At 63.5% G+C, this 24,182-nt stretch carries 24 protein-coding genes, 1 tRNA gene and 1 pseudogene; 20 read left to right on the top strand and 6 right to left on the bottom strand.

All coding sequences use genetic code 11. The annotated features are described in order from the left end of the window. Window positions 1-94 precede the first annotated feature (94 nt). Complete coding sequence (locus NKH19_RS05100) at window positions 95-502, top strand: F0F1 ATP synthase subunit epsilon (RefSeq protein WP_352865027.1); 408 nt, start codon at window positions 95-97, stop codon at window positions 500-502. Window positions 503-800: 298 nt separating this feature from the next. On the opposite strand, the gene NKH19_RS05095 is transcribed toward NKH19_RS05100, so the two are convergent. Next, entirely contained in the window at window positions 801-2,318 is a 1,518-nt protein-coding gene (locus tag NKH19_RS05095; protein WP_352865026.1) for a mannitol dehydrogenase family protein, read from the bottom strand. A gap of 145 nt (window positions 2,319-2,463) precedes the next feature. Between NKH19_RS05095 and uxaC the strand changes: the two genes are divergently transcribed. The 8 genes from uxaC (at window position 2,464) to NKH19_RS05055 (ending at window position 9,683) form a co-directional block, all read left to right on the top strand. Next, window positions 2,464-3,876 (top strand): glucuronate isomerase, encoded by a 1,413-nt coding sequence (gene uxaC, locus NKH19_RS05090; RefSeq protein ID WP_502910881.1) that lies wholly within the window; start codon window positions 2,464-2,466, stop codon window positions 3,874-3,876. A gap of 34 nt (window positions 3,877-3,910) precedes the next feature. Beyond that, window positions 3,911-4,888, top strand: a complete 978-nt coding sequence (locus tag NKH19_RS05085; protein WP_352865023.1) for a TRAP transporter substrate-binding protein — start codon at window positions 3,911-3,913, stop codon at window positions 4,886-4,888. A gap of 59 nt (window positions 4,889-4,947) precedes the next feature. After that, window positions 4,948-5,475 carry a TRAP transporter small permease gene (locus NKH19_RS05080; protein ID WP_352865021.1) on the top strand — a complete coding sequence of 176 codons (528 nt, stop codon included), beginning with the start codon at window positions 4,948-4,950 and terminating at the stop codon, window positions 5,473-5,475. Then, window positions 5,475-6,755 carry a TRAP transporter large permease gene (locus tag NKH19_RS05075; RefSeq protein WP_352865019.1) on the top strand — a complete coding sequence of 427 codons (1,281 nt, stop codon included), beginning with the start codon at window positions 5,475-5,477 and terminating at the stop codon, window positions 6,753-6,755. The genes NKH19_RS05080 and NKH19_RS05075 overlap by 1 nt, the downstream gene beginning before the upstream one ends. A 69-nt stretch (window positions 6,756-6,824) precedes the next feature. Further along, the gene (locus tag NKH19_RS05070) at window positions 6,825-7,601 is read left to right on the top strand and encodes a FadR/GntR family transcriptional regulator (protein WP_352865016.1); all 777 of its coding nucleotides are present in this window, start codon (window positions 6,825-6,827) and stop codon (window positions 7,599-7,601) included. A 21-nt stretch (window positions 7,602-7,622) separates the two neighbouring features. Next, window positions 7,623-8,474 carry a 5-dehydro-4-deoxy-D-glucuronate isomerase gene (gene kduI / locus NKH19_RS05065; protein ID WP_352865013.1) on the top strand — a complete coding sequence of 284 codons (852 nt, stop codon included), beginning with the start codon at window positions 7,623-7,625 and terminating at the stop codon, window positions 8,472-8,474. Beyond that, entirely contained in the window at window positions 8,471-9,235 is a 765-nt protein-coding gene (gene kduD / locus NKH19_RS05060) for a 2-dehydro-3-deoxy-D-gluconate 5-dehydrogenase KduD (RefSeq protein WP_352865011.1), read from the top strand. Before kduI ends, kduD begins: the two co-directional genes overlap by 4 nt. 112 nt (window positions 9,236-9,347) lie before the next feature. Then, window positions 9,348-9,683, top strand: coding sequence for a cupin domain-containing protein (locus NKH19_RS05055; protein ID WP_352865008.1), 336 nt, complete (start codon window positions 9,348-9,350; stop codon window positions 9,681-9,683). Between the two features lie 268 nt (window positions 9,684-9,951). Here the strand turns inward: NKH19_RS05055 and NKH19_RS05050 are convergent. Next, window positions 9,952-10,145 (bottom strand): annotated as a pseudogene (locus tag NKH19_RS05050) (aldehyde dehydrogenase family protein); the annotation flags it as partial. Window positions 10,146-10,411: 266 nt separating this feature from the next. Between NKH19_RS05050 and recQ the strand changes: the two are divergent. Beyond that, the gene (gene recQ, locus NKH19_RS05045; protein ID WP_352865006.1) at window positions 10,412-12,247 is read left to right on the top strand and encodes a DNA helicase RecQ; all 1,836 of its coding nucleotides are present in this window, start codon (window positions 10,412-10,414) and stop codon (window positions 12,245-12,247) included. A 72-nt stretch (window positions 12,248-12,319) separates the two neighbouring features. Here recQ and NKH19_RS05040 read toward each other — a convergent pair whose 3' ends face one another. Further along, window positions 12,320-12,796 (bottom strand): hypothetical protein, encoded by a 477-nt coding sequence (locus NKH19_RS05040; protein ID WP_352865003.1) that lies wholly within the window; start codon window positions 12,794-12,796, stop codon window positions 12,320-12,322. Window positions 12,797-13,498: 702 nt separating this feature from the next. Here NKH19_RS05040 and NKH19_RS05035 point away from each other — a divergent pair. Both NKH19_RS05035 and NKH19_RS05030 read left to right on the top strand, forming a co-directional pair. Next, the gene (locus NKH19_RS05035; protein WP_352865000.1) at window positions 13,499-13,753 is read left to right on the top strand and encodes a type II toxin-antitoxin system ParD family antitoxin; all 255 of its coding nucleotides are present in this window, start codon (window positions 13,499-13,501) and stop codon (window positions 13,751-13,753) included. After that, window positions 13,753-14,046, top strand: coding sequence for a type II toxin-antitoxin system RelE/ParE family toxin (locus NKH19_RS05030; RefSeq protein ID WP_352864998.1), 294 nt, complete (start codon window positions 13,753-13,755; stop codon window positions 14,044-14,046). The genes NKH19_RS05035 and NKH19_RS05030 overlap by 1 nt, the downstream gene beginning before the upstream one ends. A gap of 77 nt (window positions 14,047-14,123) precedes the next feature. Here NKH19_RS05030 and NKH19_RS05025 read toward each other — a convergent pair. Next, window positions 14,124-14,213, bottom strand: a tRNA-Ser gene (locus NKH19_RS05025). 398 nt (window positions 14,214-14,611) lie between these two features. On the opposite strand from NKH19_RS05025, the gene NKH19_RS05020 reads away from it, so the two are divergent. The 3 genes from NKH19_RS05020 (at window position 14,612) to NKH19_RS05010 (ending at window position 16,369) form a co-directional block, all read left to right on the top strand. Continuing rightward, window positions 14,612-15,295: a 50S ribosomal protein L21 gene (locus NKH19_RS05020; protein ID WP_352864996.1), complete on the top strand. Its 684-nt coding sequence runs from the start codon at window positions 14,612-14,614 to the stop codon at window positions 15,293-15,295. Window positions 15,296-15,393: 98 nt separating this feature from the next. Next, window positions 15,394-15,663, top strand: a complete 270-nt coding sequence (gene rpmA, locus NKH19_RS05015) for a 50S ribosomal protein L27 (protein ID WP_015315190.1) — start codon at window positions 15,394-15,396, stop codon at window positions 15,661-15,663. Between the two features lie 118 nt (window positions 15,664-15,781). Further along, window positions 15,782-16,369, top strand: a complete 588-nt coding sequence (locus NKH19_RS05010) for a GNAT family N-acetyltransferase (protein ID WP_023758577.1) — start codon at window positions 15,782-15,784, stop codon at window positions 16,367-16,369. A gap of 177 nt (window positions 16,370-16,546) precedes the next feature. On the opposite strand, the gene NKH19_RS05005 is transcribed toward NKH19_RS05010, so the two are convergent. Beyond that, complete coding sequence (locus NKH19_RS05005; protein ID WP_352864993.1) at window positions 16,547-17,416, bottom strand: endonuclease/exonuclease/phosphatase family protein; 870 nt, start codon at window positions 17,414-17,416, stop codon at window positions 16,547-16,549. A 132-nt stretch (window positions 17,417-17,548) separates the two neighbouring features. Between NKH19_RS05005 and obgE the strand changes: the two genes are divergently transcribed. From obgE to NKH19_RS04980, 5 genes are all read left to right on the top strand, one after another. Then, window positions 17,549-18,580, top strand: a complete 1,032-nt coding sequence (gene obgE / locus NKH19_RS05000; RefSeq protein WP_352864992.1) for a GTPase ObgE — start codon at window positions 17,549-17,551, stop codon at window positions 18,578-18,580. A 4-nt stretch (window positions 18,581-18,584) separates the two neighbouring features. Next, window positions 18,585-19,757 carry a glutamate 5-kinase gene (proB, locus tag NKH19_RS04995; RefSeq protein ID WP_352864991.1) on the top strand — a complete coding sequence of 391 codons (1,173 nt, stop codon included), beginning with the start codon at window positions 18,585-18,587 and terminating at the stop codon, window positions 19,755-19,757. 2 nt (window positions 19,758-19,759) lie between these two features. Beyond that, window positions 19,760-21,046: a glutamate-5-semialdehyde dehydrogenase gene (locus tag NKH19_RS04990; protein ID WP_352864990.1), complete on the top strand. Its 1,287-nt coding sequence runs from the start codon at window positions 19,760-19,762 to the stop codon at window positions 21,044-21,046. A gap of 204 nt (window positions 21,047-21,250) precedes the next feature. Next, window positions 21,251-21,883, top strand: coding sequence for a nicotinate-nucleotide adenylyltransferase (locus NKH19_RS04985; RefSeq protein ID WP_352864989.1), 633 nt, complete (start codon window positions 21,251-21,253; stop codon window positions 21,881-21,883). A gap of 68 nt (window positions 21,884-21,951) precedes the next feature. Further along, window positions 21,952-23,241: an MFS transporter gene (locus NKH19_RS04980; RefSeq protein WP_352864987.1), complete on the top strand. Its 1,290-nt coding sequence runs from the start codon at window positions 21,952-21,954 to the stop codon at window positions 23,239-23,241. Between the two features lie 4 nt (window positions 23,242-23,245). Here the strand turns inward: NKH19_RS04980 and NKH19_RS04975 are convergent, their stop codons facing one another. Then, window positions 23,246-24,097 (bottom strand): mechanosensitive ion channel family protein, encoded by an 852-nt coding sequence (locus NKH19_RS04975; protein WP_352864986.1) that lies wholly within the window; start codon window positions 24,095-24,097, stop codon window positions 23,246-23,248. Window positions 24,098-24,182: the final 85 nt, after the last annotated feature.

Here is a 24,182-nt window from a genome sequence, read left to right as displayed (position 1 = left end):
AATAGCGAATAGGGAGTAGCGAATAGGGAATATGGGCCGGCGAATTCTTCTTCTGACTATTCGCTGGTCGCTATTCGCTATTCGCTAGATTGACATGGCTGAAGCTTTCAAGTTCGAACTGGTCTCGCCGGAGCGCCTGCTGGTTTCCGAGCAGGTCGAATCCGTCGTCATTCCGGGCGCCGAAGGCGAGATGACCGTGATGGCGCATCACGCGCCGGTCATGACCACGATCAAGCCCGGCGTCGTCACGGTGAAGACCGTGTCGGGCGGCGAAGAACGCTATGTGGTGTTCGGCGGCTTCGCCGACATCGTTCCGGCCGGCTGCACGCTGCTGGCGGAATCGGCTGTCGCGGTGAAGGATGTCGACCGCGCCGATCTCGCGCGCCGCATCCAGGAAGCCAGGGAAGACGCCGCCGACGCCAAGGACGACCAAGCGAGAAGCAAGGCCGAACAGTTCCTTAGCCAGCTCACGACGCTGGAAGCTGCCATCCTGCCGGCGTAAGGGCCGGCTATCTCCTCGCCATCCGGGTAGAGCGAACGCGAGGCGGAGCGCAGTAGCGCAAAGGAGCGTTCTGTAGCGATCCTTCACGCCCCCCTCTGTCCTGCCGGACATCTCCCCCACAAGTGGGGAGATCGGCCGTCATCGCGGCTTTCGCAAATCTCCAGCGTTGTAGGGTTGGCGCCGGCATCCGAGCTGCCAATCTCCCCCTCGAGGGCCCTCGTGGGGGAGATGTCCGGCAGGACAGAGGGGGGCGCTGTCCCGCCGACGTCAACGGTCTGCGCCCATCACAACCATCAAGTCATAGCTCAGGATTGCTCGCAAGGGCTGGCCCGCCCTGCTTGAGATGGACGATGTGGGTGGCCACGAACTCGATCAGCGTCTGACGCGAGGCGTGGTCCTTGGCGAAGCCGGCGAGGTCGAATACAGCCGCTACCGTCTCTTCCGTCGGCAGATTCCGACCGAAAAGCGTGGCCAGTGCTGAGTCAAGCGGATCAGTGAAATGGCCCTCCGGCAAGGTCTTGCCGCGCGCCTCGCAGGCCGCGATCCAGGCGGCGATCACCAGCGTCAGATGTTCGGGCACAGCGCCGGCCTCGATGCTCTCCAAGGCGGAAGCGACGATGCGTTGCGGCAGTTTCTGGCTGCCGTCATTGGCGATCTGCGCTGTGCGGTGGGCGAGAGCGGTGTTCGAAAAACGCTCGGCCAGTTCAGCCGTATAGCTTGCCGTATCCAGCCCGGCATTCCTCGGTAGCGTCGGAATGGCCTCGGCCCAGAGTGTATCGACAAAGGCCCGTATCGCCGGATCGGCGAAGGCGCGGTCGACGGTGGCGTGACCGCTGAGCAGGCCGAGATAGGCGATGCCCGAATGCGAGCCATTGAGCAGCCTGAGCTTCATGTCCTCGAACGGCCTGACGTCGTCGACCATGGTGACGCCGAACTGTTCCCAGGCCGGGCGGCCCCCCGGGAAATTGTCCTCGACCACCCATTGGCAGAACGGCTCGGTCATCACAGGCCAGGCGTCCTCGACGCCGAGTTCTTCTGCGATCCGCACCCGGTCGGCATCGGTGGTTGCCGGTACGATGCGATCGACCATGCTCGACGGAAAGGCGACCGCATCGGCGATGTGTTTGGCGAGCCCGGCATCGCCCTTCGCATCGAGCTTGGCATCCCGCAATTCGGCGAATTCGATCAGCAGCCGGTGCAGCGTGGCGCCGTTGGCCGGCAGGTTGTCGCAGCACAGCACGGTGAAGGGCGCCGTGCCGGCGGCGCGTCGCCGGGCAAGCGCCTCGGTCAGAAAACCATGCGCCGTCTTCGGCGTCTGCGGCTCTGCCAGGTCGTGGACGATATCGAGATGAGCGGTATCCAGTCCACCGCCCGCTGCCCGCAGATACGCCTTTTCGGTGATCGTCAGCGTGACGATGCGGGTGCGCGGATCGGTCAGCGCGGCCAGCACCGCGCTTGGGTCTTCCGGCGCCACCAGCATCGAGGCGATCGAACCGATGACGCGAAGCTTTTCCTCGCCGCTGCTTCTGATCGCCAGCGTATAGAGGCCGTCCTGCGGCGTGAGCGCGTCGCGTGTGTCGGCGCTGCGCAGCGACACGCCTGTTATGCCCCAGCCTGTCTCGCCAGCAGCCAGGCAGTCGTCGACATAGGCCGCCTGATGGGCGCGATGGAAGGCGCCGACGCCGAGATGCACGATGCCCGGGACGACGCGGCTGCGATCGTACAAAGGTGTCGCGATCGAAGCCGGCAATGCCCGCGCCGTTATCGAGGAAAGGCGTTTGGTCGTTGTGGCGCGGCTGGTTCGGTCGGATGGCATGAAAAAAGCCTCAGGGAGTGGTCGGCAAGCGGCGTAACATTCGATTTCCTGCCACACAATGGGCCGAAAAGTCATCATACAACAATCTAATTTTTGTATGTTGACATTATTTCTTGCCGACCCTACCGATAGCCGCTCTGGGAGGATGATCGTGGCACTGACCGATGCGGATTTGCTGTTTCCCGCCGAGGCGCATTCGCGCTCGGTCGCCCGCGATCTTTATGCCGGGATCAAGGATCTGCCCCTGGTCAGCCCGCACGGTCACACCGACCCGCGCTGGTATGCGCTGAACGAGCCGTTCCCGGATCCGGCGCAACTGCTCATCGTCCCGGACCACTACATTTTCCGCATGCTGTTCAGCCAGGGCGTCCGCCTCGAGGATCTCGGCGTGGCGACGCTGGACGGCGCGCCTGTCGAGACCGACGGCAGGACGATCTGGCGGCGCTTTGCCGAGCACTATTTTCTGTTTCGCGGCACGCCGACCCGGCTGTGGTTCGACCATGTGCTGGCGCATCTGTTCGGCATCGACGAACCGTTGACCGCCGCGACCGCCGACAGCCACTACGACACCATCGCGACGCTGCTGCAGTGGGAGAATTTCCGCCCGCGCGCGCTGTTCGAGCGCTTCAACATCGAGGTCATCGCGACGACCGAAGGCGCGCTCGACGATCTCAAATGGCACCAGATGATCCGCGACAGCGGCTGGGAGGGCCGCGTTATCACCGCCTACCGGCCGGACGCGGTCGTCGATCCCGACTTCGAAGGATTCTCGGCCAATCTCGACCGGCTCGGCGAAATCACCGGCTGCGACACCGGCAGCTGGGCCGGCTATCTCGATGCGCATCGCCGGCGGCGCGCCTTCTTCAAGAGTTTTGGCGCGACCTCGTCCGATCATGGCCATCCGACGGCGGAGACCGCCAATCTCTCGGATGCGGCGGCCGAGGAGCTGTTCAATCGGATTCGCCGTGGTTCCGACGACGAGCGCGAGCGCAAACTGTTCCGCGCGCAGATGCTGACCGAGATGGCCAAGATGAGCCTCGACGACGGGCTGGTGCTGCAGATCCATCCCGGCTCCTGGCGCAACCATTCGCCGGCAATCTTCCAGAAGTTCGGCCGCGACAAGGGCTTCGATATCCCAACCCGGACCGACTATGTGACGGCGCTGAAACCGCTGCTCGATTGCGTCGGGTTGGAGCGTGATCTCACCATCATACTCTTCACGCTCGACGAGACCAGCTATGCGCGCGAACTGGCGCCGCTCGCCGGCGTCTACCCGGCGCTGAAACTCGGGCCGGCCTGGTGGTTTCACGACAGCCCGGAAGGCATGCGGCGCTTCCGCGAGATGACCACCGAGACGGCCGGCTTCTACAACACCGTCGGCTTCAACGACGACACCCGCGCCTTTCCATCCATTCCGGCGCGTCACGATGTGGCGCGCCGGGTCGACTGCGCGTTCCTCGCGCGTCTCGTCGCCGAGCACAGGCTGCGCGAGGACGAGGCGCATGAGCTTGCGCGGGAGCTCGCCTACACGCTTGCCAAGAAGGCGTACCGGCTCTGAGCCGGGCGCTCCGATTTTTAAAAGGGAGGAAGTCATGTTGCATTTTTCGAAATTGACGGCAGCCACGTTTGCCTTCGGCTCACTGCTGGTCGGCATTGCCAATGCCGACACCGTGCTGAGGTCATCGGATACCCATCCCGACGGCTATCCGACCGTCGAGGCGGTCAAATACATGGGCGACCTGATCAAGCAGCGCACCAATGGCCGCTACTCGATCGAGGTCTACCATTCGGCGCAGCTCGGAGAGGAAAAGGACACGATCGAGCAGACCCAGGCCGGTGTCATCGACCTCAACCGCGTCTCGATGGGACCGTTCAACGGCGTCGTGCCGGAAACGGCGGTTCCGTCCCTGCCGTACATGTTCCGCTCGGTCGAGCATATGCGCCATGTCATGGACGGCCCGATCGGGGACGAAATCCTGAAAGCCTTTGAGACTCACGATCTCGTCGGCCTCGCCTTCTACGATTCCGGGGCGCGCTCCTTCTACAACACCAAGAAGGACGTCACCTCGATGGCCGATATGAAAGGGATGAAGTTCCGCGTCATCCAGTCGGACGTGTTCGTCGACATGGTCAATGCGTTGGGTGCCAATGCCACGCCGATGGCCTATGGCGAGGTCTATTCGGCTCTGCAGACCGGTGTCATCGACGGCGCCGAGAACAACTGGCCGAGCTTCGAATCCGCCAAGCACTATGAGGTCGCCAAGCATTACACCATGGACCAGCACCAGATCGTTCCGGAAGTGCTGGTGATGTCGAAGGCGAGCTGGGATAAGCTCGCGCCGGAAGACCAGGCGATCGTCCGGCAAGCGGCAAAAGACAGCGTCGTCAAGATGCGCGAATTGTGGGACGCGCAGGAGAAGAAGTCGCGCGACATCGTCGAGAAGGCCGGCGTCAAGGTCAGCGAGATCGACAAACAGCCGCTGATCGATGCGATGAAGCCGGTCTACGACAAGTATCTGTCGACGCCCGAGTTGAAAGACCTCGCGTCGCGTATCCAGGCAACCAAGTAATCCGTTCGTGGCAAATGATGGCGCGATTGTCCGCGCCATCATCCGGGGGAGGTGTGCATATGAAATCATTTTGGCTCGCAATAGAGCGGCTGCTGTCAGGATTGGCGAGGCTTGCGCTATGGGTCAGCGGCATCGGGCTGACCCTGATGACGGTGATCATCTTCTGGCAGGTATTTTCGCGTTATGTGCTCAACAGTTCGCCAAGCTGGACGGAACCCTTCTCGGTGCTCTTGATGGGTTGGTTCATCTTCCTGGGCGCAGCAGTCGGTGTTCGCGAGCGCACCCATCTGGGTTTCGATGTGTTGCTCTATTTCCTGCCGTCCGCCGCCAAGGCGGTGCTGCGCAGCATTTCGGATATCGTCGTGCTCGCCTTCGGTGCCGGCATGATCGTCTACGGCGTCCAGCTTGCCAGGCTGACCTGGAACACGGTGATGCCGTCTCTGGCTTTCCCGGGCGGCATCGGCTTCCTGCCGGTCATCCTGGGCGGCGCGCTTGTCTGCCTGTTTTCGCTTGAGCGGCTGGCCGGACGGTTTGCCGGATTGCCGGTCGATGCCGATCAGTACGCCACGGGCGAGGAGGGTCTGTGATGGCACTGACGGTTCTGTTCGGCACCTTCGTCTTCCTGCTGATCATCGGCACGCCTATCGCGTTCTGCCTCGGCGTCGCCAGCTTCGCGACGGTTCTGGTGCTGGGTCTGCCCCCGCTTGTGGTGTTCCAGCGCCTCAACTCGGGCGTTTCCGTGTTCTCGTTGATGGCAATCCCGTTCTTCATCTTCGCCGGCGACCTGATGGTGCGCGGCGGCATTGCCGCCCGGCTGGTGGCGCTTGCAGGGTCACTGGTCGGCCATCTGCGCGGCGGCTTAGGTCAGGTCAACATCGCTGCCTCGACCATGTTCGGCGGCATTTCCGGCTCGGCGGTGGCCGATGCCTCGGCGGTCGGCGGGCTGATGATCCCGCAGATGAAGGCGCGCGGCTATGGCGTCGACTATGCCGTCAACATCACCTCCGTCGGCGCCATCATTGCGCTGCTGATCCCGCCCTCGCACAACATGATCATCTATTCGATCTCGGCCGGCGGCCGCATCTCGATCGCCGACCTGTTCACCGCGGGCGTCATACCCGGCTTGCTGTTGGCGCTGTCTCTCATGATCACGGCTTATTGGGTCGCCAGCCGTCGCGGCTATCCGACCGAGCCTTTCGCGGGCTTCGGCCGCGCATTGCAACTGCTTGTCGCCGCGATTCCAGGCCTGGTCCTGATCGGCATCATCTTCGGCGGCGTCCGCTCCGGCATCTTCACGGCCACTGAAAGCTCATGCATCGCCATCGTCTACGCCTTCCTGGTGACGCTTTTCATATACCGCTCGATGAGCTGGAACGACTTCGTCGCCGCCACAACGGCTGCCGTGCGCACGACGGCAATGGTGCTGATGATCATCGGCTGTGCTGCTGCCTTTGGCTGGCTGCTGGCCTATCTCAGGGTCCCCGCCGCGCTCGTCGCCTTCCTGCAGTCCGTGTCCGACAACAAGCTGGTCATCCTGCTGATGATCAATGTCGTCTTGCTTATCCTCGGCACGTTCATGGATATGTCGCCGCTGATCATCATCACCACGCCGATCTTCCTGCCCGTGGTGATGGCCTACGGGGTCGACCCCGTGCATTTCGGCGTCATCCTGATCCTCAATCTCGGCATTGGCCTGTGCACGCCACCGGTGGGGGCGGTGCTGTTCGTCAGCTGCGCCATCGGGCGCATCCCGATCTGGACGGCGATGCGCTCGATCTGGCCGTTCTACGGCGCCGCTTTCGTCGTGTTGATGCTTGTCACCTACATACCGGAAATCTCATTGTGGCTGCCGAGCCTGTTCCACTAGAGTTTTGACGCAATTCCGGACGGAAAACCGTTTCACACTTTTCCTGGAATTGCTTAAGGAGACCATCAAGTGTCCGCTGCATCCGCCGACCTCAAGGTCGAGAGAAAACCCAAGCTGTCGGAAACCGTCGTCGCGGCGATCCGCAGGCAGCTGCAGGCGGGCGAGATTCAGCCTGGCCACAAATTGCCGACCGAGGGCCAGCTGACCGAGACCTTCGGCGTCAGCCGCACCGTCGTCCGCGAGGCGTTGGCCAAGCTTGCCGCCGACGGGCTGGTCGAGCCGCGCCAGGGCGCCGGCGTCTTCGTCACCGAGCACATCTCGACGATGTTCGGCGCGCTGGCCGCCGACATGGGCAGCAAGGATTCGATCGCGCTCAACGTGCTCGAAGTGCGGCTTGCGATCGAGATCGAATCTGCGGGGATTGCCGCCATCCGTCGCAACGCCGCGCAGGAAGCGGCAATCCAGGAAGCTTTCTTCGAGTTCGAGCGGCTGCTGCTTGCCAGCGAGCCGACCGGTCCGGCCGATCTCGCCTTCCACCGCGCGATCGCCAGCGCCACCAACAACCCGTTCTATGTCGAGATGCTCGACGTGCTCGGCCGGCGCGCCATTCCGTGCGACGTGACCTCGCCCTGGTCGACAGAGCTGGTGCAATCCGACAGCTACCAGCGCGGGCTGCAGCGCGAGCATCTGGTGATCCTCAACGCCATTTCATCGGGCGATGCCGAGGCCGCGCGTGAAGCGATGCGGACGCATCTCACCGCCAGCCAGCAGCGCTACCGCGAGCGCCTGCATGCGCGTCAGGCTTTTTACACCGACTCGGTCAAAGCCGCCGCTACCGGCGAATAATTATCTCAAGTCAGGACAACAATGAGCCAGAGCCATATCGACTTCACCTCCCGCTTTGCCATCGATCCGGTCGCCGCCGCGGCGATGGGAACCGACGAGCTGCGCCACAATTTCCACATCGAAGACCTGTTCCAGCCCGGCCGCGTCAGCCTGACCTATACCCATTACGACCGCATGATCGTCGGCGGCGCCGTGCCGACCGGTTCGCCGCTTCAACTGGAGGCGATCAAGCCGACCGGCACCAAGAACTTCCTCGACCGCCGCGAGCTGATCGCAGTCAACATCGGTGGGGCAGGCGTCATCGAGGCCGGCGGCCAGTCCTTTGAATTGCAGGCGCGCGACATGCTCTATCTCGGCATGGGGACAGCCGACGTGTCGTTCGCGTCGGCGGAGAAGAGCGCGCCGGCCAAATTCTACCTGCTCAGCGCGCCGGCGCATCAGGCTCATCCCAGCCGGCTGATCCGCATCGGCGATGCCAAACGCCTCGACCTCGGCAGCAAGGATGCCTGCAACGAACGCTCGATCTTCCAGTTCATCCATGCCGAGGGCGCAAAGACCTGCCAGTTGGTGGTCGGCATGACGCAGCTCGCTCCTGGCTCGGTGTGGAACACCATGCCGTGCCATGTGCATGACCGGCGCATGGAAGCCTATCTCTATTTCGACCTGGCCGAGACGGCGCGCGTCTTCCACTTCATGGGCGAGCCGGACGAGACGCGCCATCTGGTGATGCGCAACGAGGAAGCGGTGCTGTCGCCGGGCTGGTCGATCCATTCGGGCGCCGGCACATCCAACTACGCTTTCATCTGGGCGATGGCCGGGGACAATGTCGACTATACCGACGTTGACCCGGTGGCCTTGGACGAATTGCGGTGAGCGACCTCTCCGCCTTCAGCCTGGCCGGAAAGCGCATCCTCGTCACCGGCGCCAACACCGGCATCGGCCAGGGCATCGCGGTGTCGATCGCACGCGCCGGCGGCGTGGTGATCGGCGTCGGCCGCTCGTCGATGGACGAAACGGCAAGCAGGGTCGCCGCGTTGGGCGAGGAATTCGAGGCGGTGAGCGCCGACCTTGCCGACACGGCTGCCGCCGGCCCGATGCTCGACCGTATCTGGGACGGAAGCGGTCCGCTCGACGGGCTGGTCAACAATGCCGGCATCATCCGGCGCGCCGATGCCGTCGATCTCAGCGAGACCGATTGGGACGACGTCATGGACGTCAACCTGAAGACGGCTTTTTTGCTCTGCCAGTCCTTTGCCAGGCGTGTCCTGGCCGGCGGGCGTCAGGGTAAGATCGTCAACATCGCCTCGGTGCTGAGTTTCCAGGGCGGCATCCGCGTTGCGTCCTACACCGCCTCGAAGCATGGCGTGCTCGGCATTACTCGACTGCTCGCCTGCGAATGGGCGCAAAAGGGCATCAACGTCAACGCCATCGCGCCCGGCTATATCGAGACCAACAACACGCAGGCGCTGCGTGCCGATCCCGATCGCAGCGCCGCCATCCTGGCGCGCATCCCGGCCGGCCGGTGGGGCGAGGCGGGTGATATTGGTGACGCCGCCGTCTTCCTGCTGGCGCCGGCGTCGAACTACATGCATGGCGCGGTGGTGCCGGTGGATGGCGGCTGGCTGGCGCGCTAGCACGGTTCATCGTTTCACGGAAGCGCCGAACTGCGCTACCTCTTTGTTTTGACGCAATTCCGGACGGAAGACCGTTTCACACTTTTCCTGGAATTGCTCTGAGGAGATGACGATGACCGCAAAGATTTTCGCGCATGACGGCGAGGGCGCTTGGACGGCGACGCCGGACGGCAACAGGCGACGCGTTCTCCTGCACACGGACGAATTGATGATGGTCGAGTTCGGCTTCGACAAGGGTGGGGTCGGCGCCTTGCATTCGCACCCACATGTCCAGGCGAGCTACGTCGCCGAGGGTCGCTTCGAGGTGACCATCGACGGCCGGACCGAAATCCTCGCGGCCGGCGGCAGCTTCATCGTGCCGTCCGGTCTGGTTCACGGCGTCAAGGCACTGGAAGCGGGGCGGCTGGTCGACAGCTTTACGCCGCACCGGGCCGATTTTCTCGCCTAGCCGAAGAGATCGAGCAGGGAAGACCCGCGCCCCAAAGGAGGCGCGGGTTGTTGCCTGGGCGCTTGTGGCGCCGCGGTACTCAAGACATGACCGCAGGATGCGGAAGCTGCCGCATGATGGTGAAGATAGTCTTAACGCGCCGGTTCCGAGTGGTGACGATGGCTGATGGCCGCGTTCGGTCGGGTGATGTGCCGTAGCAGGCTGAAAAGCCGCTCGAACGTCTTGCCGTAAGGCGGGCGCAGCAAGGCCCCGGCGCTCAGGCGGGATTGAGCACGCGGTTGCCGGCGGCGAGCGCCGCCGTGACCGGCGCGACGGCGAGCTGGAAAGGATAATTCCAGGGCGCCCGACGACACCGAGCGGCTGCGCGACGAGGCGATTTCTGCCCGGCAGGAACGGCATGGCGGTGGCGACACGACGCTCGCGCATCCAGCCCCTGAGATGGGACAGCGCGTGGCGGATGCCTTGGCTTGTCGGGCCAAGCTTACATCGTGGTGCGTGAGGGAACCAGCGGGGCTGGAGGTGTTCCCAGGGAAGGCCTGCCCTTGCTCAATGCCGTCGATCGGTTGGCCTCCTTCGGCGCCCCCGAAGTCCGACCATCCCTTATACCGGCTTGTTCCTGTTGTGGTGCGATAACAGCTGCGCTAAGCCAAGGCGCCCATGCAGAGAGTCGTTTTGACCGGTTTCCACATCCTCTCCAGTCCACGAAATTCCAGCCCGGTGTCTGCCTGATGCAGGCATCGGCAATGAGCGTCCCAGCCGCGGATCCCAAACGGCGCGTCCTGAAGGACGTGTTCGGCTTCGATGATTTTCGTCCCGGCCAGGCCGATGTCATGGACGCGCTGCTGGCCGGGCGCCATGTGCTGGCTGTCATGCCGACGGGCGCGGGCAAATCGCTTTGCTACCAGGTTCCGGCGTTGGTTCTGGGCGGGCTCACCATTGTCGTCTCGCCGCTGGTCGCGCTGATGCAGGATCAGGTCGCCGCCTTGCGCCTTGCCGGCGTGGCGGCCGACACGATCAATTCCTCGATCGACCGCGATGCCAATATCGCCGCCTGGCGGCGCGTCGCTTCGGGCCAGACGCGCCTGCTCTACCTCGCGCCGGAGCGGCTGATGACCGAGCGGATGCTCGACGCGCTGGCCAGGCTCGATATCAGCCTGATTGCCGTCGACGAGGCGCATTGCATCTCGCAATGGGGCCCGGCGTTCCGGCGCGAGTATGAGGACCTGTCGCGGCTGCGCGGCATTTTCCCCAACGTGCCGATCATCGCGCTGACGGCGACAGCAGACGAGAGCACGCGCACGGATATCGAAGCCCGGCTGTTCGGCGAGCGTGTCGAAACCCTGGTGCTTGGCTTCGACCGGCCGAACATCAAGCTTGCGATCGAGGCCAAGCAGGACAGCAAGCGCCAGTTGCTGCGCTTCGTCGAGCGTCATCCCGGCCGCAGCGGCATCGTCTATTGCCTGTCGCGCAAGAAGACGGAAGAGATGGCGGCCTTCCTCGAAAAGAACGGCGTCACCGCGCTCGCCTATCATGCCGGCATGAGCAAGGAGGCACGTGATGCGAATCAAAACGCCTTCATGACGCTCTCCGGCGTTGTCATGGTGGCGACCATCGCCTTCGGCATGGGCATCGACAAGCCCGATGTCGCCTATGTCTTCCACACCGATATGCCGGGCAGCCTGGAGGCCTACTATCAGGAGATCGGCCGTGCCGGCCGCGATGGGCGGGATGCGGAAGCGCATATGCTGTTCGGCCTTGGCGACATCCGCATGCGGCGGCTTTTCATCGACGATGAGGACGCTGCCGTGGAGCACAAAAGGCGCTCGCATCGCCGGCTCGACACGCTGATCGGCTATTGCGAGACGTCGCAGTGCCGCCGCCAGGTGCTGCTTGGCTATTTCGGTGAAGAGGCTTCGCCCTGCGGCAATTGCGACACCTGCCTCGACCAGGCGCCGCGCGCCGATGGCGGGGCGGAGGCGCGGGTCATCCTGGCGGCCATCGCGCAGAGCGGAGAACGCTTCGGCGCCGGTCATGTCATCGACATTCTGCTCGGTCATGAAACCGAGAAGGTGCTGGCCAGGAACCACCAGAGGCTCGCCAGCTTCGGCAGTGGGCTGGCGCACAAGAAGGATTTCTGGCTGTCGCTGATCCGGCAGCTCGCCGCTGGCGGGTTCCTGGAACCGGATCCGAGCGGACATGGCGGTCTCGCCATCGCCGAAAAAGGCCATGCGCTCGGCCGTGGCGAGATGCCCTTCCACTATCGGGTCGAAGTCCGCACCCGCGCCTTGCGCAAGATGCGAGCGACCGAGGGTATGAACGCCGAAGGCGTGGACGCATCTCTGCTGGCCGCGCTCAAATCCTTGCGCCTGCGGCTTGCCAAGGAGCGCCAAGTGCCGGCCTATGTGGTGTTCTCCGATCGCACGCTGATCGACATGGCCGAACGCTGCCCTCGCGACCTCGACGCCTTCGCCGAAGTGAATGGTGTGGGGGCGGCGAAGCTCAAGGAGTTCGGCGAGGTTTTTCTGAGCGCGATCGAGGGGCATCGGGCGGATGGCGTGGGCTGACGTCAGGCCCTCCCCCTGCAGAGAATACCTAAACCCCTTCTGGCTACGACTTCCGGTCCGATCTTGAGGAACTCAGATCGGCGCCGGATTGACGCCCGCAGCCCTTAGCTGAGCCCCCAGTTTGGTCCGGGTAGCACAGGCGGACTTGTTGCCGGCAATGCACTGATTATTGGCTGACGACCAATCCAGAAGGGCGGTATTTATCCAGCTGCCAGGTGCGCGCTGCTGGCCAAAGCCACCGGCCGGAGTGGCCGGATTGGCAACTGCGGCCGACGCCTTTCCTTGAGGTGCCCGTTTCCAGCCGCTGATGATCAGACAGTTCTTCATGTATTGATCTTCGGCTATCGCATTGCCGAGTGCGTTGCCAAGGCCAGCGCCGGCAACAAAGGCCGGCGATCCGATGGCAAGATAACCTTGGTCCACCGACCCTTTCCGCATCTCACACTGAGCATGCGCAACCTCGAAACTGGGTCCATATCCGATTTGCATGTAGTCGGCTTGATTGCTTGTTTGGCAGCCACCGAGCAGCACAATGGCAGTGAGTGCCATCAATGTTCTTCTTTTCATCCCCAAGCCCTCCCAAGGCCAGGGATCAGCATCTCCTAAAGCGAATATTTCCGCAAGAGACGGCAGTTATTTCAGCAAATTCTCGTCGGCGCGGATCGCAAAGTATATCCGGGTCACCGCGAGAGGTATACCCGGTTATTACTCTTCTGCATCGGAGGGGCGGAGATGTGCGACCACGAACTCGCGGATGGCCCCGGCCGTGGCTGGACGCCTTCGGTGCCGAGCAGCAGGATGTCGGACAGGCATGCTTCGACCGCATTGCGGATGCTGCGAGCGTGGTCCGATCCCCGACGCATTCGACCTTGAGGTCGACGGTCGTATCGTCCTCCACGATTCCCGCTCGCGAAGTCGCGCAGATGGATAGGATCGACAGCCATGTTCCGGTGAATGATCCATCCAGTGCCCTGTCGGCAGCGATCAGGTGCGTGGGCGCTCGTTGATCCGGCAGTCCATGCGCTCGCGGCGCTGTAGATTCGTGAACACTATCAGCAGGCGATGCCGATGCTGATCAGCGTGATCGGCGCCAGGCCGGTAAGCGTGACGAGCAGGCTCTGCCAGGAGTTGAAATCAAACGCTATTTCCCGAGTTCGTGTGTCCGTCTCGTCCTGGCGATGTGGCGGAACAGCAAAGGTTTTTGACAAAGTTTGCCAAAATACCCCATAATGGCAATCAATGGAGGCCGATATGGCGACTATGAACGTATCCTTGCCCGACCCCATGAAAGACTGGGTCGAGGCGCAAACTAGAACAGGTCGCTATGCAAATGCCAGCGACTATGTGCGTGATCTGATCCGCCGGGATCAGGAGCGCAATGACAAGATTGCGGCCATGCAGCGCTATGTCGATGACGGGCTGAAAAGTGGCATCGGGGGTCGTTCCAAAGACGCACTTTTTGCAGCCGCGTTGACGCGGGCCGATGCGACGCGCGGCAACGGGTAATGGGGTTCCGCCTTTCCCTGGCGGCGGAAGAAGACGTTGTCGCTATTGCCGAGCAGGGAGTGCGTCTGTTCGGCGCGGTGCAGGCTAGACAGTATCATGAGGGGTTGTTTGCGGTCTTTGAGTTGATCGCCGCCAATCCGCGCATGGCGCGGGAGCGCCGGGAGATCTCGCCGCCAATGCGCATCCACCCGTGCAAGGCCCATCTTGTCGTGTACCGGATCGAAGCGGACGGCGACATCCTCATTGTCCGAATCCGCCACGGACATGAGGATTGGGCGGGCGACCCTTTCTAGATTGGATTAGGGCCAAAAACTGCCGTATCCTTCCAGATACTCGGTGATTTTCGGCAGCGGAATGGACCGAAGCAGAGTGGCGGAGAGGGAGGGATTCGAACCCCCGATGGGCTTGCACCCATGCCGCATTTCGAGTGCGGTGCATTCGACCACTCTGCCACCTCTCCGCGGTCATGGTCGGCCGTTGCCGGCGCGGCGCACTAGATAACGGCTGAACGGGCAGGTTACAAGGCCAAATCCGTCAGTTATTTGGCTTGCCGGACAAGCGGCGGATTCGCGGCGGGTCCGGTGCAGGGAGACCGAGGCAGGTTGCCGACCAGTCACGCATCCTTGCTTCCACGACGGCAGCGCGGCGCGGTGCTGTCGACACGGCCAGTGCCTGCCGCCAATAACCCGGCGCGGCTGTCTGCCTTGACTCACACTCAACCTTCGGTTAGGGACAGCGCGCAATCGGCGTGGAGGGTTCTTCCGCGCCGCTTGTTTTTTGAACCCGCAGACTGACAAAAAGACGGCTGAACCGCCAGAGGCGGTTCATCAAGGCCGACCGAACAGCGAAAGGCAAAAAATGTTCGCAGTCATTAAAACGGGTGGCAAGCAGTATCGCGTTGCCGCCAACGATCTCCTGAAGATCGAAAAAGTCGAAGCCAATGTCGGCGATATGGTCGAGATCGGCCACGTTCTCGCGCATGGCGAAGGCGAAAATGTCACGTTCGGCGCGCCGTTCGTCGATGGCGCGGTGGTCACCGCCGAAGTCGTCGAGCAGGGCAAGAACCGCACGGTCATCGCCTTCAAGAAGCGCCGCCGGCAGAATTCGCGCCGCAAGATCGGCCATCGTCAGCTTCTGACCACCGTGCGGATCTCCGAGATCCTGCTGGGTGGTGCCAAGCCGACGAAGACGGCAGCGGTCAAGGCGCCGAAGAAGGAAGCCAAGGCAGAGGCAGCCACGGAAGCGAAGGCGGAAGCCGCGCCGAAGAAGGAGCCCAAGGCCAAGGCAGCCGAGACAAAGGCAGCCGAGACCGCGTCAGCGCCGTTGTTCAAGGCGCCGAAGGGCGAGCCGGACGATCTGACCGTGATCAAGGGAATCGGCCCGGTCGCAGCCAAGGATCTGAACGAGCAGGGCATCATCACCTTCGCTCAGCTCGCCAAGCTGACCGACAAGGATGTCGCCAAGATCGACGAGCACATGCCCTTCAGCGCCGACCAGATCAAGGACTGGCGCGAGCAGGCCAAGGAATTGGCGGCGAAGTAATTTTTCTGGCGTTTAGGTCGCCGGATCGGACTTGAAACGGAACGCGAACGCGTTCATAACGCCTTTTAGGCGCCTTGCGGCGCAACGGAGTTAGTTAGATGGCACACAAGAAAGCTGGCGGCTCGTCGCGCAACGGTCGCGACTCGCATTCCAAGCGTCTGGGCGTGAAGAAGTTCGGCGGCGAAGCCGTCATCCCGGGCAACATCATCATTCGTCAACGCGGCACCACGTGGCATCCCGGCGTCAATGTCGGCATGGGCACGGACCACACGCTTTTTGCGCTCGAGACCGGCGCCGTGACGTTCAACAAAAAAGCCAACGGCCGAACCTACGTATCGGTCAACCCGATTACCAAAGCCGCGGAGTAGCCGGTTCCGCACTAGAACACCGGCGCCCATCTCGGGACCGGTGTCTGGCAAAACCAGGAAATGGATCAGGGGAGATGGGTTTCCATCTCCCCTTTTTCTTGTGCCTGGAGGACTTCAAATGGTTGCCGAAGCGGAAGACTCAGAAGACGAAAGTTACGCGATAGACTGCCCGGTGCTGGTCACCGAGCGACTGGTGATGCGGGCGCCGCACGAAGGCGATATCGCGCAACTGGTCGAGCTTGCCGACAACCGTCATGTCGCCGAAATGCTGGCCCGCATGCCGCACCCCTATGGCGAGGCCGAGGCGCGCGCCTTCCTCGCCATGACCAAGTCGCGCCGGGCGGGCATCGCCTACGCCCTGACGCTGGCCGGCACCGACACTTTCGTCGGTTGCGCGGGTCTCAACACCACCGATCGCGGACTGGAGCTTGGCTACTGGATCGGCGAGCCCTATTGGAAGAAGGGCTATGCGACCGAAGCAGCGCATGCGCTGGTCGATCTCGCCTTCCAGAGGACGTCGATCCAGGTGCTGCATGCCTCGACGCGGGTCATCAATCCAGCCTCGCGCCGCGTCATCCACAAGTGCGGGTTCCAGTATGCCGGCCAAGGCATGCTGAACTCGATCGTCGCCGGCCAGGTGCCGGTCGAGCGCTACCGACTCGACCGCAAGACCTGGACGAGTCTCCGGAACTGGGTGCACTTTTAGATATGTTGATATTCAGGTGAGGCCGGCCTGCAAACGTTGGTTTTCTGCGCTTCCGGTGCTCGCGTACTTAAGTACGCTCCGCTCCGGTTCTCGAAAACCAGCGTTTTCGGCTCGGCCTGACCTGAATCTCAACACATCTCGGCGCGTCGCGTTGAAACCAAGGGTTCGGACATGGAATCAGCCTAGTTCGACCCACACCGGCAGGTGGTCCGAACCGACGGCCTTTCGGTCGACCCACAGGCGCTTCAGGGATTTGGCAAGCGAAGCGCTGGTGAAGATGTAGTCGATGCGTTTGTGGCGGTTGGGATTGGCGGGTTGTTTGGGGTCGACCCAGCTGACGAGATCGTCGCCGGTGGCGTTCAGGCGCAAGGCGGCATCGACGGCGAAATCGGCGGTCAGCGGCATGCCGAATTCGTGGTCCGGCCGGCCGGCGAGTTCGACATATTCCGGTGAGCCGGCCAGCATGTTGAAATCGCCCATGCCGACAAAGGCTTCGGGATGCGGCAATTCCGGCAGGCCGATCTCGGCGACGCCGGACAGCGCGCCGCCTTCGAGCGCATAGTTCAACAGGCGCCGGCGCAGGAACTGGATTTGACTGGCGCGTTCGACAGGACTGCGGTGATCGAGATGGATGGAATAGAAGCGGATGAAACCCAGCGGTGTCTCGATCAGCGCTTCCAGCGCGCCACGCTGGAAGTTCATCATCTCGAAACTGCGGCTGCGCGGCAAAAGCAGGTTGCGCGACAGATGAATAGGCGTCTTCGACAGCATCATATTGCCGAGCTGGAAGGTTTTCGTGATGGCGCGGCCGTTCTCGAGGTGGGAGCCGATGTTGGCTTCGAAATTGCTGCCATAGACGGCGAAGTAATCGGGCAATGCCTCGCCGATCTCGGCGACCATGTCGCGGCCGCCGTTCCTGGGGTTGTTGCGGGTAACCTCCTGCAGTGCGATCACATCGGCGCCGCGCACGGCGTCAGCGACGCGCCCGACATCGTACTGCCCGTCGAGACCGATACCGTACTGGATGTTGTAAGTTACAAGCTTCATCCAACATCTCTCCGGCCGATCCATGCGGCCATTGTCACAAAACGGCCTCGCCCTTCGCCGCGCCTTGGTTTAGAGCAAGGCCCAAGGTTTAGAGCAATGCCGCAAAGCCACTAGTAGAAACTGCGAAATCCCATGAAATTTCTCGATCAAGCCAAAGTCTACATCCGCTCCGGTGACGGCGGCGCCGGTTCGGTGTCGTTCCGGCGCGAAAAATTCATCGAATTCGGAGGGCCGGACGGCGGCGACGGCGGTCGTGGCGGCGATGTCTGGGTGGAGGCCGTCGACGGGCTGAATACGCTGATCGACTATCGCTACCAGCAGCATTTCAAGGCCAAGACCGGAGTCCATGGCATGGGCCGCAACATGACCGGCGCCAAGGGCGCCGATGTCACGCTGAAAGTGCCGGCGGGAACGCAGGTGTTCGAAGAGGACAACGAGACGCTGATCTGCGACCTGACCGTGGTCGGCCAGCGCTTTCTCTTGGCCAAGGGCGGCAATGGCGGCTTCGGCAACCAGCATTTCAAGACCTCGACCAATCAGGCGCCGCGCCGCGCCAATCCCGGCCTGCCGGGCGAAGAGCTCAACATCTGGCTGCGGCTGAAGCTGATCGCCGATGCCGGGCTGGTCGGGCTGCCGAATGCCGGCAAGTCGACATTCCTGGCCGCGGTCACCGCCGCCAAGCCGAAGATCGCCGATTATCCGTTCACGACGCTGCATCCCGGCCTCGGCGTTGCCCGCATCGACGCGCGCGAATTCGTCATCGCCGACATTCCGGGTCTCATCGAAGGCGCGCATGAGGGCGTCGGCATCGGCGACCGCTTCCTTGGCCATGTCGAGCGCACGCGCGTGCTGCTGCATCTGGTTTCGGCGCAGGAGGAAAATCCGGGCAAGGCCTACAAGACCGTGCGCGCCGAGCTCGAGGCCTATGGCAACGGCCTGACCGACAAGGTCGAGATCGTGGCGCTTTCCCAGGTCGACACGCTCGACGCCGAGGCTCGCAAGAAGAAGGTCGCCTCGCTGAAGCGTGCCGCCGGCCGCGCGCCGATGCTGTTGTCGGCGGTCACCGGCGAGGGTGTCGAGGCGGTGCTGCGGGCGCTGATGTCGGTGGTGGCCGAGGCACGCGCGCGGATCGCTGCACCGGTCGAGACGCGCTGGGACAGATAGGACTATGCAGTCGCTGAAAAAATATCGGCGCATCACCGTCAAGATCGGCTCGGCGCTGCTCGTCGACCGCGCGACGGGCCTGAAGCGCGACTGGCTGGATTCGCTCGCCGACGACATTGCCGTGCTTGCCCAGGGCGGTGCTGAAATCCTCGTCGTGTCGTCCGGCGCCATCGCGCTCGGCCGCACCATCCTTGGCCTCGGCAAGCGCGCCTTGAAGCTCGAGGAGAGCCAAGCCGCGGCAGCCGTCGGGCAGATCGCACTGGCCGGCGCCTGGTCGGATGCGCTCGGCAAGGGCAGCCTGAAATCGGGCCAGATCCTGCTGACACTCGGCGACACCGAGGAGCGCCGCCGTTACCTCAACGCGCGGGCCACGATCTCGACGCTCCTGAAGATGAAGGCGGTGCCGGTCATCAACGAGAACGACACGGTTGCCACCTCCGAAATCCGCTACGGCGACAATGACCGGCTGGCGGCTCGCGTCGCCACCATGATGGGCGCCGACCTTTTGGTGCTGCTTTCCGACATAGACGGGCTCTACACGGCGCCTCCGGCGCGGGACCCCAATGCAAAGTTCATTCCGGTGGTCGACCGGATCACATCGGACATCGAGGCGATGGCGGGAGCCGCCGCTTCCGAGCTGTCGCGCGGCGGCATGCGCACGAAACTCGATGCCGGCAAGATCGCGACCGCCGCCGGCACGGCGATGATCATCACGTCCGGCACGCGGCTGTCGCCGCTGATGGCGATCGAACGCGGCGAGCGCGCCACCTTCTTCCGGCCGAGCAGCAACCCGGTCAAGGGCTACAAGACCTGGATCGCCGGCCAGCTCGAACCGGCTGGCCGGCTGACGGTCGATGCCGGCGCCATTGGTGCGCTTCTGTCGGGCAAGTCGTTGCTGCCGGCCGGCGTCAAGCTGGTCAGTGGCAATTTCTCGCGCGGCGACACGGTGGCGATCCTGTCGCCCGAGGGCCGCGAGATCGCCCGTGGGCTGGTTGCCTATGATGCCGCCGATGCCGTAAGGATCGCTGGTCTGAAGACGGCCGAGATCGAAACCGTGCTCGGCTACGAGGCGCGTTCGGCGATGATCCACCGCGACGACCTTGTGGTGAGCCATTCCAGTGACCAAGTAGGAGCCGGTAACCAAGTGCTGGCCGGTGGCGATGTAAGCGGAGGATGAGCATGCTGAAATTGCATGAAAAATCCGGGGACGACACCGTCGCGCTGATGGCCGATATCGGCCGCCGCGCCCGCGCCGCCGCCCGACCGCTGGCCATTGCCACGACCGCCGCCAAGAACGCCGCACTCCTCGCCATGGCCGAGGCGATCGTCGCGCGTGGGCAGGACATCCTCGACGCCAACGCCATCGATGTCTCGAATGGTCAGGAATCCGGGCTTTCCGTCTCCTTCATGGACCGACTGAAGCTCGATCCGGCGCGCATTCTGGCCATGGCCGAAGGCATCAGGGAGATCGCCGCGCTGCGCGATCCGGTCGGCGACGTGATCGCGCAATGGGACAGGCCGAACGGCCTGCATATCGAGCGCGTGCGCACGCCGCTCGGCGTCGTCGGCGTCATCTACGAGAGCCGGCCGAACGTTACGGCGGATGCCGGCGCGCTCTGCCTCAAGGCCGGCAATCCGGTGATCCTGCGCGGCGGCTCGGATTCGCTCAATTCGTCGGCCGCCATCCATGCCTGCCTGGTCGACGGGCTGAAGGAAGCCGGCCTGCCGGAAGACGCCATCCAGCTGGTGCCGACCACCGACCGCGCCGCCGTCGGCGAGATGCTGAAAGGACTGGACGGTACGCTCGACGTCATCATCCCGCGCGGTGGCAAAAGCCTCGTCGGGCGGGTGCAGACCGAGGCACGGGTGCCGGTCTTCGCGCATCTCGAAGGCATCTGCCATCTCTACATCGACCGCTCAGCCGAGCTCGACATGGCGGTGCGGATCGCCGTCAACGCCAAGATGCGGCGTACCGGCGTCTGCGGTGCCGCCGAGACGCTGCTGATCGACCGTGCGGTTGCCTCCACACATCTGGTGCCGATCCTCGACGCACTTCGCACCGCGGGTTGCGAAATCCATGCCGACGCCGAAGTGCTGAAAGTATTTTTCGACGCCAAGCCGGCCACCGATCTCGACTGGGTGGCCGAATATCTCGATGCCATCATCGCGGTGAAGCTGGTCGACGGTATCGCTGGCGCAATCGAGCACATCGAAACCTTTTCCTCGCATCACACCGAGGCGATCGTCGCCGAGGACGCGCAAGCGGTCGAGCGGTTCTTCAACGAGATCGATTCGGCGATCCTGCTGCACAACGCCTCGACCCAGTTCGCCGATGGCGGCGAGTTCGGCATGGGCGCAGAGATCGGCATCGCCACCGGCAAGATGCATGCGCGCGGACCGGTCGGCGTCGAGCAGCTGACTTCGTTCAAATACCGCGTGCGCGGGTCCGGACAGGTGAGGCCTTGACGTCTTTTGCCCGAAGGGCCTGAAGCTTGCGCCCAGCCACCCCCCTCTGTCCTGACGGACATCTCCCCCGCAAGGGGGGAGATTGGCTGACATTTCTGATTTCGCCAGTCTTCAACGCTGCAAGATTTACGCCTACGCCGAAACTGCTGATCTCCCCCCTTGTGGGGGAGATGCCCGGTAGGGCAGAGGGGGGTGCCTAGCGCGATGCTATCCCCTTCCCCACCCGCAATCCCCTCCCACTATCTCAAGATGCCGCATGCCGAGAAGGGGCTGGCCGTCGGCCTGTTCGGCGGTTCATTCAATCCGCCGCATGCCGGCCATGCGCTGGTCGCCGAGATTGCGCTGCGACGCCTGGCGCTCGACCAGCTCTGGTGGATGGTGACGCCCGGCAACCCGCTGAAGAGCACAGGCGAGCTGGCGCCGCTCAGCGAACGGCTGCAACTGTCCGAGCAGATCGCCAAGAACCCGAAGATCAAGGTCACCGCCGTCGAGGGGGCCCATCATGTCCGCTACACCGCCGACACGCTGGCGCTGGTCAAGGCGCGCAATCCCGGCGTCGACTTCGTCTGGATCATGGGTGCGGACAGTTTGCGCGATTTCCATCGCTGGCAGCGCTGGCGCGAGATCGTCATGACCTTCCCGATCGCGGTGATCGACCGGCCGGGAGCGACGCTGTCGTTCCTGTCATCGGTTGTCGCCAAGACCTTCGACTATGCCCGCGTCGACGAAGGCGATGCGCCACGGCTTGCCCGCATGAAGGCGCCGGCCTGGACGTTCATCCACGGCCCGCGTTCGTCGCTGTCGTCGAGCGCGATCCGCAAACTGGCACAGGGGTGAGCCCGCTCGCCCGGCCATGTCGCTTTTATCGCTCCCTTTGCCCGTTTCGTGGGCAATCATGAGCAGGCATGTCGATTCCCAGGAAAAACCGCAGCGAAGTCGGGCAAGGCACGGAGCCCACGCCGCTGATCGCGATTGCCAGCGTCATCGCGTCGATGGCGCTGATAGCCGTGGGCAATGGGCTGATGTTTGCCTATATCCCGGTCCGGCTCGGCGCCGAGGGCTTCGATCCGACCTGGGCCGGGCTGATCATCACCGGACTTTCGGCCGGCGGCCTCGCCGGCTGCATCCTGACGGGACCGCTGGTCAGAAGGGTTGGCCATGCCCGCGCCTTCATGGTGCTGTCGGCGCTGATCGCGCTGGCCAACGCCGCTGTCGGCGCCGGCCCGCATCCGCTGCTGTGGATCGCCGCCCGCGCGCTCTACGGCTTTGCCATATGCGGTCTGTTCATCGTCGCGCAGAGCTGGCTGAACGATGCCATTGCCAATGCCATCCGCGGCAGGGTGATGGCTTTCTTCTACGTTGCCTATGTCGCCGGGCTCGGCGTCGGCTACGCGACGCTGGCGCTGATCGATATCAGGACCGCGGATGCGCCGCTGATCGGTATCGCCTTCACCGCTTTGTCGATCCTCCCCGTCGGGATGACCAGGCTGGCCCAGCCGCCGGCACCGCGGGCGGCCTCGGTGGCGCTCGGACGGGCCTGGCGGATTTCGCCGGTCGGCGTCGCCGGCATGCTGGCGGTCGGCGGCCTGTCGATGTCGATCGCGGGCTTCGCGCCGATCCACGCCACGGCCAAGGGCTACAGCCAAGCCGATGTGGCGCTGCTGCTTTCGGCGATGCCGGTCGGCACGCTGATCCTGCAGATCCCGCTTGGCTGGATTTCCGACCGCACCGACCGCCGCTATGTGCTGGTCGCCGCATCCGCACTCGCCATGGTCGCCGGCCTGTTCGCGCTTGGGTTCGACGGCGGCGCGCTGGCGGCGCTGGTGGTGATTTACATCATCTGGGATGGCGCCTCGGAATCGATCTATTCGCTTTCCAGCGCGCATGCCTCCGACCGTGCCGGCAAGGAGGATATGGTGGCGATGTCCAGTACGCTGTTGTTTGCCTGGTCGCTTTCGGGCTTCATCGTGCCGGGCATCGTAACGGCGCTTTCGGCCGTCTTCGGGACGCGGACCTTCATCTATGTAGCGATCCTCATCGCGGCAGCCTTCTGCCTGTTCGTGCTTCTGCGTGTGTTCACGACGCGTCCGGTTCCCGCCGGTGAAACCGGCAGTTTCGCACCGATGACCGCGCAGGCGCCTTTGCCGGTCGAACTTGCGTTCGCGCCGGACGAGCAAGACCGGCGCAACGGCTAACCGATCATTGCCGGCGGGCCTCCGGCGCTGGCGCTTCCGGTGGCGGCAGCGGAATCGATATGCCTTCCGAGTCGAATTGCTGCTTGGCACGTTTGGTGAGGTCGGTCTGGGTGGCGAAGAAGTCCGCCGAAGATGTCCAGTAGCGCAAGGCGATCGACACGGTGCTGTCGCCCAATGTCGCGACGAAAGCGATCGGCGCCGGCTCACGTTTCACCCGCCGGTCGGCGGCGGCAATGGCGAGCAAGGTCTTCTGGGCGCGGTCGATGTCGTTCCAGGAGCCGATGGAGAGTGTGATGTCGCTGCGGCGCACACCGTTGCGGGTGAAGTTGCGCACCGGCTGATTCCACAGCGTCGAATTGGGCGCCAGGATATAGACGCCTTCGGCGGTCCTGAGCTTGGTCGCGAACAGGCCGATCTCCTCGATCGTGCCGGCAATCGAGCCGACCTCGACGGATTCGCCGATGCGGAACGGCCGCAGCGCCAGAAGCATGATGCCGGCGGCGATGTTCTGCAGCGTGCCTTGCAACGCCAGGCCGATGGCCAGGCCTATGGCGCCGATGGCGGCGATGATCGACGCCGTCTGCACGCCGAATTGGCCAAGCACCATGATGGTGACGAGGATCAGGATGGCATAGCGGACGATCTTGGAGAAGAAATGCCGCAGCGTTTGGTCGAAGCCATGGATATGGCCGAGTCCGGCGAAGATCGAACGTTCGGCAAGCCCAGCGATGATGTAGCCGACAACCAAAAGGATGACGGCGCCGATGGCCGAGAAAGAGTATGAAATGATCAGCGTGCTCAGTTGCGCGAGGCCGGCCTGGACGGTGGCAAGGGTGTTTTGTGGGTCGATCGGCATGGTGAAAATCCGGTTGGTCGGTGAGCCGATAACCCATGCGGGGAGCGAGGGTTCCGATCTTTTCCGGCGTGCGGGGGAACCACAG

It is taken from the genome of Mesorhizobium sp. M1338, assembly GCF_040318045.1.
Classification (GTDB): domain Bacteria; phylum Pseudomonadota; class Alphaproteobacteria; order Rhizobiales; family Rhizobiaceae; genus Mesorhizobium.
This window is presented reverse-complemented; position numbering and strand designations above follow the sequence as displayed.